Source organism: Nostoc commune NIES-4072 (assembly GCF_003113895.1).
In the GTDB taxonomy this organism is placed as follows: domain Bacteria; phylum Cyanobacteriota; class Cyanobacteriia; order Cyanobacteriales; family Nostocaceae; genus Nostoc; species Nostoc commune.
Window position 1 is genome coordinate 3,650,191 of record NZ_BDUD01000001.1, and the last position, 12,648, is coordinate 3,662,838.

Annotated in this window: 13 protein-coding genes and 1 pseudogene; 9 read left to right on the forward strand and 5 right to left on the reverse strand. The window is 40.8% G+C overall.

The window, feature by feature from the left end; translation table 11 throughout:
* Positions 1 to 128: 128 nt before the first annotated feature.
* The 4 genes and pseudogenes from ntrB to CDC33_RS16250 all read right to left on the reverse strand — a co-directional run.
* Complete coding sequence (gene ntrB / locus CDC33_RS16235) at positions 129 to 968, reverse strand: nitrate ABC transporter permease (protein ID WP_109009333.1); 840 nt, start codon at positions 966 to 968, stop codon at positions 129 to 131.
* 82 nt (positions 969 to 1,050) lie between these two features.
* Positions 1,051 to 2,433: a CmpA/NrtA family ABC transporter substrate-binding protein gene (locus CDC33_RS16240; RefSeq protein WP_109009334.1), complete on the reverse strand. Its 1,383-nt coding sequence runs from the start codon at positions 2,431 to 2,433 to the stop codon at positions 1,051 to 1,053.
* A gap of 616 nt (positions 2,434 to 3,049) precedes the next feature.
* The gene (gene argJ / locus CDC33_RS16245) at positions 3,050 to 4,291 is read right to left on the reverse strand and encodes a bifunctional ornithine acetyltransferase/N-acetylglutamate synthase (protein ID WP_109009335.1); all 1,242 of its coding nucleotides are present in this window, start codon (positions 4,289 to 4,291) and stop codon (positions 3,050 to 3,052) included.
* A gap of 74 nt (positions 4,292 to 4,365) precedes the next feature.
* Positions 4,366 to 5,223 (reverse strand): annotated as a pseudogene (locus CDC33_RS16250) (IS110 family transposase); the annotation flags it as partial.
* A 68-nt stretch (positions 5,224 to 5,291) separates the two neighbouring features.
* Here CDC33_RS16250 and CDC33_RS16255 point away from each other — a divergent pair.
* The 3 genes from CDC33_RS16255 to CDC33_RS16265 all read left to right on the forward strand — a co-directional run bounded on the left by CDC33_RS16255 (position 5,292) and on the right by CDC33_RS16265 (position 7,082).
* Positions 5,292 to 6,117, forward strand: a protein-coding gene (locus tag CDC33_RS16255; protein ID WP_109009337.1) for an IS5 family transposase whose coding sequence is annotated in 2 segments (ribosomal slippage) — positions 5,292 to 5,567 and positions 5,569 to 6,117 — 825 coding nt in all. Because the reading frame shifts where the segments join, the coding sequence is not laid out codon by codon here.
* A gap of 242 nt (positions 6,118 to 6,359) precedes the next feature.
* On the forward strand, positions 6,360 to 6,701 hold the full coding sequence (locus tag CDC33_RS16260) for a hypothetical protein (RefSeq protein WP_109009338.1): 342 nt from the start codon (positions 6,360 to 6,362) through the stop codon (positions 6,699 to 6,701).
* A 3-nt stretch (positions 6,702 to 6,704) separates the two neighbouring features.
* Positions 6,705 to 7,082 (forward strand): hypothetical protein, encoded by a 378-nt coding sequence (locus tag CDC33_RS16265; protein WP_109009339.1) that lies wholly within the window; start codon positions 6,705 to 6,707, stop codon positions 7,080 to 7,082.
* A 53-nt stretch (positions 7,083 to 7,135) separates the two neighbouring features.
* On the opposite strand, the gene CDC33_RS16270 is transcribed toward CDC33_RS16265, so the two are convergent.
* Positions 7,136 to 7,360 (reverse strand): hypothetical protein, encoded by a 225-nt coding sequence (locus tag CDC33_RS16270; protein ID WP_109009340.1) that lies wholly within the window; start codon positions 7,358 to 7,360, stop codon positions 7,136 to 7,138.
* 45 nt (positions 7,361 to 7,405) lie between these two features.
* Between CDC33_RS16270 and CDC33_RS16275 the strand changes: the two genes are divergently transcribed.
* The 6 genes from CDC33_RS16275 to CDC33_RS16305 all read left to right on the forward strand — a co-directional run bounded on the left by CDC33_RS16275 (position 7,406) and on the right by CDC33_RS16305 (position 12,278).
* The gene (locus CDC33_RS16275) at positions 7,406 to 7,849 is read left to right on the forward strand and encodes a hypothetical protein (RefSeq protein ID WP_109009341.1); all 444 of its coding nucleotides are present in this window, start codon (positions 7,406 to 7,408) and stop codon (positions 7,847 to 7,849) included.
* A gap of 56 nt (positions 7,850 to 7,905) precedes the next feature.
* Positions 7,906 to 8,103, forward strand: a complete 198-nt coding sequence (locus tag CDC33_RS16280; RefSeq protein WP_109009342.1) for a hypothetical protein — start codon at positions 7,906 to 7,908, stop codon at positions 8,101 to 8,103.
* 236 nt (positions 8,104 to 8,339) lie between these two features.
* Positions 8,340 to 8,861: a Ycf51 family protein gene (locus tag CDC33_RS16285; RefSeq protein ID WP_109009343.1), complete on the forward strand. Its 522-nt coding sequence runs from the start codon at positions 8,340 to 8,342 to the stop codon at positions 8,859 to 8,861.
* Between the two features lie 627 nt (positions 8,862 to 9,488).
* Positions 9,489 to 10,679: an iron-containing alcohol dehydrogenase family protein gene (locus CDC33_RS16295; protein WP_109009345.1), complete on the forward strand. Its 1,191-nt coding sequence runs from the start codon at positions 9,489 to 9,491 to the stop codon at positions 10,677 to 10,679.
* Entirely contained in the window at positions 10,676 to 11,908 is a 1,233-nt protein-coding gene (locus tag CDC33_RS16300; protein WP_109009346.1) for an aspartate aminotransferase, read from the forward strand. The genes CDC33_RS16295 and CDC33_RS16300 overlap by 4 nt, the downstream gene beginning before the upstream one ends.
* Before the next feature lie 85 nt (positions 11,909 to 11,993).
* Complete coding sequence (locus CDC33_RS16305; protein ID WP_109009347.1) at positions 11,994 to 12,278, forward strand: hypothetical protein; 285 nt, start codon at positions 11,994 to 11,996, stop codon at positions 12,276 to 12,278.
* Positions 12,279 to 12,648 lie beyond the last annotated feature (370 nt).

A 12,648-nucleotide genomic window follows, 5' to 3' on the forward strand; every position in this document is an offset into this window, starting at 1 on the left:
GGGCATTGGGCATTGGGCATTGGGCATTGGGCATTGGGCATTGAAGATTTGAGATGATTGGGGATTAAGGATTGGAAAAATCTTTCTTAGTTCCCATGCCCCATGCCCCATGCCCCATTCCCAATTCACTATTTTTGCTCTGCTGGTAAAATCTTGTTTTGCAGCCAACCCATTGCTTTATCTAGAAGCAACCCAACAACACCGATATAAACTAGAGCCAAAATTACTTCGCTGACGTTGTTATTTTGATAGGCGTCCCAGATAAAGAAGCCGATTCCGACAATACCGGACATGACAATTTCGGCGGCGATAATTGCTAACCAAGCTAAACCGATCGCAATTCTCAACCCGGTAAAGATGTAGGGTAATGCCGCAGGAATCAAAATGTTAGTGAAATATTCTTTGCGGCTAAGTTGGAGAACTTTGGCGACGTTGTTGTAATCTTGGGGAATTTGGGTAACGCCAACAGCAGTGTTAATTAAGATAGGCCAAATGGCGGTGATGAAAATTACGAATAAGGCTGCGGGTTCGTTTTGTCGTAAAGCTGCTAAAGAAATCGGAACCCAAGCTAGAGGTGGTACAGTCCGCAGTAATTGAAAGATGGGGTCTAAAGCTTTGGACATGGTTTTATTAACCCCAATCAAAATGCCTAAACCAATACCAACGATCGCAGCTAGGGTATAACTGATGGCGACTCGTTGCAGACTAGCAAGAATCTGCCAAAATAGACCTTTATCAATGCCACCTCGGTCATAAAATGGCCAGAAAATCAAAACCCAAGTGTCTCGGATAACTTGTATTGGCCCTGGTAATGTGGCTCCTGGAATCCAAGCGAAGAGTTGCCAGATAACGAGGAAGATGGCGATGGCGATCGCTGGTGGTATCAGATCAGGAAATTGCTTTTTCAGGCTGGATATAAAGCCATTACTCAATCTAGGACTTGCAGGGCGTTTTTGAGCGAGTGTCATGATGCTGTATTCTCCGCAAATTTTATTTGTTATTTGTCATAGACGCGATGCATCGCGTCTCTACAAGAGTTTAATCGTGTCTCTAAACACTGACTTTCTTGATTGTGAGACTCTTCAAATATTCTTCTGGCTTTTCGGGGTCAAATTTGATGCCATCAAAAAACTCTTCTACACCACGGGATGTATTTGTAGGAATATCAGCAGCAGCAATCCCAGCTTCTTTGGCAGCTTCTTTCCAAATATCTTCGCGGTTGACTTTGTTGATAAGTTCCTTAGCCTTGGCAGCATTATTGTCTAGGTAATCTTTGGGCAAGAATCCCCAGCGAACGTTTTCAACTATGAACCATAAATCATGACTCTTATATGGATAAGAAACACTACCTTTTTCATCTTTCCAGTAGTAAGCAGCCATTGATTTATCATCAATTTTGCGACCATCACCCATGTCATATTTGCCTTGGTATGGATCAGCCAGAATTTCAGGTGAAGGAAGGTTGAAATAATTTCGTCCAGCCAGAATTTCAGCCGCTTCTTTCCGATTATCAAAATTATCTAGCCATTGTTGGGCTTCCATAATTCCTTTTAAAATTGCTTTGGTAGCCTTGGGATTTTTATCAACCCAATCGCCTCTCATGGCAAGATATTCTTCAGGATGATTTTTCCAAATTTCTGCGGTTAATGCTGCTACGTAACCGATTTTGTCTTGCACCAGGCGATAAGGCCAAGGGTCGCCTGTACTAAAAGCATCCATTGTTCCTGTTTTCATGTTGGCAACAGTTTGCGCCGCAGGTACTGTGAGCAACTTGACATCTGCATCTGGATCTAAGCCGCCTGCTGCTAACCAGTAGCGAATCCACAAATCTTGGTTGACGTGGGGAAAGGTAAATGCAGCTGTGAAGGGTGTTGAAGATTTTAATTCTTTAAACAGGGACTTAGCGCCGGCGAGTTGTAAACTAATACCTTTGCCTTGGTGCTTGTTTGCGATCGCAATTCCATTTCCATGCGTAATTAATTGACATAATACATACATGGGAATTTTTTGATTGCCCTTGGTAATTAAACCTTCTGTAATTAAATGTGGCATTGGCATCTGCCATTGGCCGCCATCTATACCACCACCAGCAGAACCAATTTCTACGTTGTCTCTTGCTGAACCCCAAGAAGCTTGCTTGGAAAGGTCAACATTAGTCATGCCATACTTTGCAAAAAAGCCTTTTTCTTTAGCAATAATTAAAGGAGCAGCTTCTACAATGGGAATATATCCTAACTTGACTGTAGTAGTCTCTGGTGCTTGTTCGGAACTAATATTAGCAACCGACTGAGCAGTTGGTTGTGCTTTAGTGCTTCCACCAGTTAAGTTTTCAGGAGGATTACCCAAACAGCCTTTAAGGAATACAGCACTTGCAGATGCTCCGGCTGTGAAAATGAATTTGCGGCGGGAAATTTGATTAAAAAATTCTGTCATAATATCTCCTGAAAACGTAAATTTTATTTTTCATAGCTATGACAATTTAGGCAATAAGTTGTGTTCATTGCTGTATTAATGATTAATCAAGCTATATTTGGCAAAGCAACCGCAGCCATTCCATCAATGACGCGGCTACTTGTATAAAAAAACTCGGCTAATTTCTTGACTCTGCTCTAGTGGGTTTTAGAGGTGTCATTCACCTTGTTGAAATCAGTTTACAGCCTTTGAAGCCAAATTGCTCAACTTGGAGTATCGATTTATTAAAGAAATATTAAATTGGATATATAAGGAAAAATTTATCTATTTTCCTTAACTATATGTATGAATAATTTTTTAATATATCAACTCTTGTCTATGGGCACTATTAGTTTTATAATATGATTCGCTATTTCCGCTTATTTTACAACTTAACTTTAGTAGTATTTTCAATATATAAACTCTTATTTATGAAGACTATTATCTTGGCACTATGATTTAGGTTAGCACAGCTAGCTGTGCTAACCTAAAAACGCATTTGTATCAACCTGAAAGTATAAACCGTATACTTATTAACCGCGCTTGCATCCCCACCCACAAGGGGATGGGGTTTTACGCGCGATCAATAAAGAAGATTTTAAGTAGTGTATTCGGCGTTAATCCTCACGTAGTCGTAACTTAAATCACAACCCCAGGCTTTACCTGAACCATGACCATTGCCAATGTTAACGGAGATTAATACTGTATCTTCTTGGAGATAAGCACCCTTTGCTGCTTTTTTCAAATAAGTACTCGCTGCTGCACGCTCAAATTGCAGAGGTTGCCCGTTTTCTAACATTAAGAAATTCCCTATCTTAATTTGCAGGTTTTCTTGCTCAAAGGGCACACCTGCACGTCCGGCGGCGGCGGCGATGCGTCCCCAGTTAGGATCATGCCCAAAGATTGCAGATTTAACTAAGGATGAACCAGCGATGGTTTTGGCTATTTGTCTGGCTGAAATTTCATCATGGGCCCCTGTTACTTCCACTTCAATTAAACAGGTTGCGCCTTCACCATCACGAGCGATCGCTTTAGCTAAATGCTGACAAACTGCTGTTAACATCGCCTCTAATTTTTCTGCTTCTGCGCCCCATTCTGTAATTGCTGGGGTGCGAGATTGACCGTTTGCCAAAGCGATTAAGCTATCGTTGGTGCTGGTATCGCCATCCACAGTAATGGAATTAAAGCTTCTATCGGCCGCCCTTGCCAACATCTGTTGCCAAAGAGCTGGCGAAACCACAGCATCACAAGTAACAAATGCCAGCATGGTTGCCATGTTGGGGTGAATCATACCGGAACCCTTGGCAATACCACCAATTCGTACTGGGCGATCTGTTATAGTTGTCTCTAGGGCGATAGATTTAGTTACTAAATCTGTAGTGATAATCGCTCCGGCGGCGGCATCTGAGCCTGTTTCTGATAGTGCTGCTACTACCTTGGGAATCCCACTTCGCAAAGCATCCATCTTAATTCTTTGACCAATCACGCCAGTGGAAGCCACTAACACAGATTCAGATGGAATGTTTAGTGCTTGGCCTACTGCCATAGCAGATTCTAAAGTATCAAGGTAGCCTTGACTTCCTGTAGCAGCATTTGCTTGTCCGGCGTTGCAAAGGATGGCACGAGCGCTCTGTTTAGCTTGCAAGCGTTGGCGACAATATTCTACGCAAGCAGCTTTAACTTGGCTAGTGGTGAACACACCAGCTGCGATCGCTTCTACCTCTGAGAATATCAAAGCTAAATCTGGCAACCCCGAAGGTTTCAACCCTGCGGTAATTCCCGCCGCTTGATACCCCCTTGGTGCTGTGATGCCACCTGTAATTTTTTGCCAATCTGCCATTATTCTTCACTCTAAACTATTGAGGAATTTGAACAACCTCTCAATAGTTTAGAGTTTTGAGGGGAAAATTTTAATTACTCAGTGGATAACTTAACTGCGATCGCTCTCGATAACTCCCGGAATAACATATTTGCAACCTTAGACATCAGCTTGTTTTGCAAGTGCTTACCGTTGAGTAGCTGCTTGCCTGAACCGTCAACATTTTTTTTGAGCGTTTCTTTATAAACAGCAATCTCGTTACCTATGGGATTATCAGGCAGCCGCCCATCAACCTCTATTTTCGTAATGACATGCTGCCAGAAGTTCATCCGACAAAGGGCGCTACCGGCTCCTTTCTCAACTAATTTATCTCCAGACTGTTCGAGAAGCGTTCCCATGCCCAATCTGAGTTTGAAAGCATCACGCGAACGGTTACGTTTCACCCGTTTAACATCACCAGGTAGAAATTTCACCACAGATTTACCATTCTCACGAGTGATTTGTTTTTTCTTAACCTCCCTCACTTCTCGCTCAATTAGCTGCTTGCCATTAATCAGAAACGCCTCAAACGGATAAATCCGACTCAGCAGCCTGGCGCGAATTCTCAGGCCAAAATTAAACGCGTCAAAAATCTGGTTATAGATTTTGAACTGTTCATCATTGACCAGCGACTTGAGTTTAGTTTCTAGTCGCTGCTCCTCGATGTCGATGTCGCAAAGCCAGCTAGCGTGTAGCCGGACAGTTGGATCTATTTCTAGCCCAAATTGCACCGCCGCCGATTGCTGGTATTGTCTTTCTATGGATTTGTAACTTGGTGGGTGTACTTCTGATTGCCTTTGGGACAACCAACCCCATAGCGGCGGAACATTGCCTAACTTAGTGCTTTCAGTTTTACTGTGGGCTTTTTCTGGGAACTGCCAAGCTAGGTTTTGGCGAGTGTAGTTAACTATAGAACTCTTGCAAAAGTTTTTTGTGGTATAATAGAGTGTTTAAGAATTTGCAATTAGGACTTTAGTTAGCAGTGAAATTTTGGAGAGCCAAGCAGCTTACTTCAAGGAAATTTAAACGACTTACCGGAGTAAGCCGTCGAACATTTCAGGAAATGGTTGGGTTAGTAAAAGCTCATGAGAAAAAGAAAAAGAAATCTGGTCGTCGTCCTAAATTAATTATTGAAGACAAAGTTTTAATGGTTATTCAATATTGGAGAGAATACCGGACTTATTATCATATTGGGTTAGACTTTGGGCTTTCGGAATCTGCGGTTTGTCGAATAGTTTTTAAAATTGAAAATATTTTAAATTTTGTCAAGAAAGTTTAGTTTACCAGGGAAGAAGCAATTATGGAAAATGTCCTCTGAAGAAGATTTAGTTGTAATGGATGTCACAGAGAGTCCAATTGAAAAGCCTCAGAAAGGCCAAAAAAGGTATTTTAGTGGGAAACAAGGAGAACATACTTTAAAAACACAGGTAGTAATCCGCCAAAAAAGCAGTCAGATCATCTGTTTAGGGCATGGTTTAGGGAAAACTCATGATTTTAGACTATTTAAAAGCAGTGGTGTAAAATTTGGAGAATTACTCAAAGTGATAGCGGATAAAGGCTATCAAGGAATTACTAAGATTCATCAATTAAGTGAAACACCAATTAAGAAATCAAAAGGAAAAAAGTTAACGAAAGAACAGAAAAAATACAATCGAGAACTCAATCGATTAAGAATTGTTATTGAACACGTAAATCGTCGTTTAAAGATATTTAAAATTTTGTCTGATAGATATCGAAATCGTCATCGACGTTTTGGGTTAAGGTCGAATTTAATTGCGGGAATTTATAATCACGAATTAGCCATATAAATCAATTAAAAAATTAAATTAATCAAACAATCTCAGTAATTAATCAATAACTGAAACAGTGTTTGCTGCCAAAAAATTTAATTAGCGATCGCTTGATAATACTTCATAGGAAAAATTGATAATTTCTTCCTATTTTAATTGCCAAAACTGAAAGAAAAATAACCAAAAATTATACCACAAAATATTTATGCAAGAGTTCTATAAATGAGGCTAGATTAAATCAAACATTTCAAGTTGATTTTATGGTAAAACCTCTACCAAAAGTTCCACACATTATCACAATTGATAATGATAAGTTCACTGCGCTGTTACCTGATATTTACGATGACATTAAGACTGTCGTAGGTATTGCAAAAGCACCTGATCCAGACGACACAGTATACAAGGGCAGACTCACCATCAGTAAAGCGATTGAAGAAGGTCATTTAATCCGAATTAATTGCCGGCTTAAAGATAATAAAGTGCGAACTGTCCTTTGTATTGCAAGCAAATTTACTTCAGCAATGGGCGGGTTGCTACCCAAAAAAGTTGCTGGGCAAGATGTCAAGACAACAAATATTCCCCGTCGCATGAGGTTAGGATAAATAATGGCACTCCCTGTTTTACATAAAGCGATTTTTGGTGCTGGTGCTAGCGATTTTTATTACATTTTGACTAGTGATGCTTACGAAGGCATTAAAGCACAAACTGGACTAGAAAAAGTTGCTGACCCTAAAGGCAATGAAGAAGTTCTTCCAGTAAAAGAATTACTTCGTACTGGCATTCTTTGGCGCATTGGCATTAGATATAAAAATTCTGATGGTAAAATGAAGTCTGCCAAGTTGCTAGTAGTTAAGGGTAAAGTTGTAGGTCTTTTTGGTGACAACGCCGCAGACCAATTGGAGGATAAGACCTACAAGCTTGCTGGCGTAGATAAAGGCAAGATTGAACGCATCTCTGGCATTAGAAAAGCTACTTTCCATTAAGATGCAATCTATCTTTAATTACTGCAATTAAAGATAGATTGTTTATTAAAAATTTAAACTGGGGTCAAAATAAATGATACCCTGAATTTTCCCCCAACGGGGAAATTAAAATCTTGGTCTGTCGAAAGATAAAGCTCACAACGCCCAGATGGATTTTTACTATCAGCCCAAAAATTGATACTAGCTGGATCTTCTATAGGTTCTAGTTCGACACGAATTTGATTTGGTTGCTCACTATACTTGGTTTTCGATTTCAAAACAAACAATGGTTGCGACATAAATCTTTAATTAAATGATGCTTAAATTATATTCTTTTAATATTTATGATTACTACGCAACCATCAATAGCTACTACATCAAGCCCAGTAATCACTGTCACTCTAGAATCAGTTGGTGTGTTTACTGGGATTTTAGTAAGCATTTCCGTATTAGGAACTTTAGCAATAAAGCTTGTTAATAATTTAAATAATATTTCAACCTCAATTGCTCAAATAAAAGAGGACTTGAAAGAACACGCTGATAATGCTGAAAAAATTAGAGATTTAAATCACAAGCTTGATTTGCACATTCAGGACTATATAAACCGAAAAGATACGATAACTTTACTGATTGCTCAAGTCACGCAAACGGTTGAACATAGGACAAATCGTCTCTATACCTCAATGAAAGACATTGAAAATTTCTTGCAGACGCAAGGGACTTTTAAAATCCGTGATTTTCAGGATTTACGCAAGATGGAAGAGGAAGATCCTTTTAATAAGGTTTAGTCATCTTTCTCTATTTTTTTGGGAATACTATCAACCAACCACTCAAAATTACAATTATGTCTAAATCAACTTTGAACACACTTGCTACTATTTTTGGATTAATTGCTGGTGGATCTAATTTATTAGGCAGTACTGGCGCTATCAACCACGCAACCGCAGGCACTATTGGGGGAATTGCTACCGCTATCCTTGGCTATTTAGTACAACAACCGGCAGTCGGTGAGCAGCCACAAGCACCTTCACCCCAAAAATGATTCTCTGGGGATTCGCGTTAGCCAAGTCAAGACTCGGTATAACTGTTTCAATTGTTCTGAGGTTGGCTCCATTTCACCGCTCAACTTAGGCTAAACCCAAGTTTAAACTTTATTATGACTGCGATAGCACCCAATATTGTGATTGGCATTAAAGACTACGATAACCAGTATGGTGTAAGCTCTCGGTAAAATGGGTGTGTCGGTAACGAAAAAAAGACGCATCCATAACCAACCTTATGTTCACAACAGCTAACTTTCTTCAGTACACCCAGTGGTCAGGTATAGCTACTTTGCTATTTGCTGCCTTAACAGTTTTGGCTTTTATTCTCAAATGGGGCCTCCGCTTTCGCCTGGTGGGTACAACTGGCTTTATGCTGGTGGTGACGGCTGGTTTATTTGCACTCTCGATAGTCCCCTTGAGTCGGACTGTGATTCCAGGAGCAGCCCGGTACACTTTAGTTTATGACAATGGGTCAACACAAGCGGTGATTGCCACATCACCCCAAATTACACCCACACAATTAGATGCAACTTTACGTCAAGCAGTTAGTAATCTGTTTTCTTCTGGTCGCTCAGGTACACGCCAAGAGGACAAGTTGACTGTTCGCGCTCGTACCATTATCCACCCGGAACCAGGGACTTCTGTACCAGTTTACTTGGGTGAAGCCAAGCGATCGCTCGTTTCTCGTGAAAATTCTGCAACCGCAGTCGAAATTTACACAGAAAAATTCGCTCAATTGCCAAAACCTACGGCCTAAGAGGCAGGGGGCAGGGAGTAGGGAGCAGGGGAAGAAAATACTTCCTCATCTCCCTGACTTAAGTAATAATTCACCTGTTACCAGGATGACATAATTTATTTTGTATTTACCGATACATTAATGGTTATTTTTAGATTAAGATATTCACACTTTTAGTGGTTAAACTTTGGAAAAAAGTTAATTAACGTGCGGGTAGTGGGTACTGGCAGTTGTAATTTGTCAGTTGTTATCCTAATTACCACTGTTGACATTTTCACAAGTTTTACGGCAAAGGAATTAGCTGTCGAGGCTTACAGATAAATGTTTACCCCTACGCAGCTATCCATAGCTGGAATGACCATTGACAGATTATTCAGTTCTCAATCCCTTTTCTTGAGAATCTGAGAATGGTAATGTTAATGAATTATACGGTTATTCAAAACTTTGATAGTTCGGAATTTCAGGCTAATGGGCATTATAGATTCAAGCAACTTCGTGAAGCTACTCTGTATATTTTATTGCTTGGCTCATATCCAAATGAGTCGGGTGTAAGGTTGGAGCTATCCAAAAAACAGTTATGTCTTCAAGTATTCCTTGTCACCAGTCTATTAGATTAAGAAATATCAAGGTTTTGGCAAACTAGATTATATGTCTAATCAAATTTCTACTCAACCTTCTTTGTCTACTCAAACCTCTAGTTCATTATTTACCCTCACAGTTGCCCCAGCAAAGGTAATCCGTGGTTCTGGGGTGTTGCAAGCAGCCGCAGCAGAGATCGCCTGTTTGGGAAGTCGTCCCTTAGTTGTGGCAGGTGATTCTACTCTCGCCATTAGCCGAAAAAATTTGCTCCCAGTTTTAGAAGCGCAACAGTTACATACTGCCCAAGCTTCATACAGTGCAGATTGCTGTGAAGCTAGCCTGAAATCTTTACAGAAGAAGGCAAAAGAACATAAAGCTGATGTAATTATCGGTGTTGGTGGCGGCAAAGCCCTGGATACAGCAAAATTAGTCGCGCATCAGTTACAGTTGCCAGTGGTAACAATTCCGACATCAGGATCTACCTGTGCGGCTTGGAGTGCCCTGTCGAATGTTTATTCCGAAGAGGGGGCGTTTCTTTACGATGTGGGGCTGTCTCGTTGTCCCGATTTATTGATGCTTGATTATGATTTGATTAAAACTGCACCACAACGGACTTTAGTCGCTGGAATTGCTGATGCGATCGCTAAGTGGTATGAAGCCTCGGTTAGCAGTGGGCATTTGCAAGACACTTTAATTATTGCTGCGGTGCAACAAGCGCGAGTTTTGCGAGATATTTTGTTGCAAAAGTCAATCCCCGCCCTGAAAGAACCAGGTAGTGAGGTTTGGCGAGAAGTCGTAGACGCGACTGTTTTATTAGCTGGGGTAGTTGGAGGACTGGGAGGGGCGCAGTGTCGCACAGTTGCGGCCCATGCCGTGCATAATGGTTTAACGCACATTTCAGGGCATGGCAGTATTCATGGCGAAAAAGTTGCTTTTGGAATTTTGGTACAACTGCGTTTAGAAGAAATGCTACAAGGCAATCAACTAGCAGCATCGGCACGGCAACAGTTGTTAAAGTTCTACACAGAAATTGGACTGCCCCAAAAATTAAGTGATCTAGGATTGGGCAATATTACATTAGGCGAGTTGCAAACAGCCGCCGAAATTGCCCTAGTTCCTAATTCTGACATCCATCGACTTCCGTTTAAAGTCGCGCCAGAACAGCTGATGGCGGCAATGGTTTCTACCACTGCACCCATAGATAGTAAAGATATGAATCGAGTTTCGCCCAAGGGAATCAGTGACGAGGTTGAAGCATGAGTTTAAATTGGATTGTCCCAGCAGAACGTATACAAAAACTGCCACCCTATGTATTTGCCCGTTTAGATGAACTAAAAGCTAAAGCACGGGAACAAGGGTTAGATTTAATTGATTTGGGTATGGGAAACCCGGATGGTGCAACACCTGCACCAGTTGTAGAAGCTGCGATCGCAGCCTTGAAAGATCCCGCCAATCACGGTTATCCTCCTTTTGAGGGGACTGCTAGTTTCCGCAAGGCGATTACCAACTGGTATCATCGCCGTTATGGTGTGGTTCTCGATCCTGATAGTGAAGCTTTACCACTACTCGGTTCCAAAGAAGGATTAACTCATTTAGCACTTGCCTACGTTAACCCTGGCGATTTAGTTCTAGTTCCTTCCCCAGCTTATCCCGCACATTTTCGGGGGCCAGCGATCGCAGGCGGGAAAATCCACAGCTTGATCCTCAAACCAGAAAATGACTGGTTAATTGATTTAGCTGCAATTCCAGATGAGGTTGCAAAACAAGCCAAAATTCTCTATTTCAACTATCCCAGTAATCCTACTGCTGCCACAGCACCCCGCGAATTTTTTGAAGAAATCGTCGCCTTCGCCCGCAAATATGAAATTTTGCTGGTGCATGATTTGTGTTATGCCGAGTTAGCTTTTGATGGTTATCAACCCACTAGCTTACTAGAAATTCCCGGCGCGAAAGAAATTGGTGTGGAATTTCACACCTTATCTAAAACCTACAATATGGCTGGTTGGCGTGTTGGGTTTGTGGTGGGTAATCGCCATGTAATTCAAGGTTTACGGACGTTGAAAACTAACTTGGATTACGGCATTTTTGCCGCATTACAAACAGCAGCTGAAACCGCCTTGCAATTACCAGATATGTATTTGCATGAAGTACAACAACGCTACCGTACCCGCCGCGATTTCCTGATTCAAGGGTTAGGAAAGTTGGGTTGGGATATTCCTAAAAGCAAGGCGACTATGTATCTTTGGGTGAAGTGTCCTGTGGGTATGGGTTCCACGGATTTTGCCTTGAATGTGTTGCAGCAAACTGGGGTTGTTGTTACCCCAGGTAATGCTTTTGGGGTTGCAGGTGAGGGTTATGTAAGGATTAGTTTGATTGCCGACTGCGATCGCTTGGGTGAAGCTTTACATCGCTTTAAGCAAGCTGGTATCCGCTATCAACCTGAAAGCGTAGTTTCTCCTTCAGAAGCGATCGCTGATCTCGTTAGTTGATTAGAGTCAGGAAACCCAACATTACATGACTAAAATGATTGCTGATCGTGTTTGGTATAATGTAAAAAAATAGAAAGAGTCAACAATGATTGGTACTAATATTTACATCAGTCAAGAAACTCAAGAATCTTTAATTAAAGCTGCGGCTTTAAAAAAAATGTCTGTCGAAGAACTAGCTTCTTCTATTTTGAATGAAAGTATCCAAGAAAAATTAGGGCAAATCAGCAATTATTCGGAAAATAAAACCAAATTTGCCGTTAATCCTCTTGGAAAAATGCAACCCTATGCTTATTTGGCAGATCCTAATGAACCCGTTATTTCTGATGATGATTGGGAAATGAATCAAAATTATGAAGTAAACGATTTGTGATCATTCTTGATACTCATATTTGGGTTTGGTGGAAATATCGCAAAAATACTTTACAACGAGGAATTCCATTGGATATTTTAATCCAGACAAGAGATTCATGGTATCCAATTAAACCAATTCGCAATTCGCAATTCGCAATTCGCAATTACTTTTTGTGACGGGGATTTAGACCCCGACACAAAACGTGCTGCCTATCTTGCTGGGGACTTAAACCCCCAAAGTTCGTTAAAGATTTAACTATTAGTAATGGAATTCTGTATGTCAAAACTTTAGTAAGTGAGATAGAAATTTATGCTGATGATTTAGTGATTTGGTTGAGCAAAAGTGAAGTAAATTCTCAAAATTAATCATTAGTCAAAACTTCAACCCT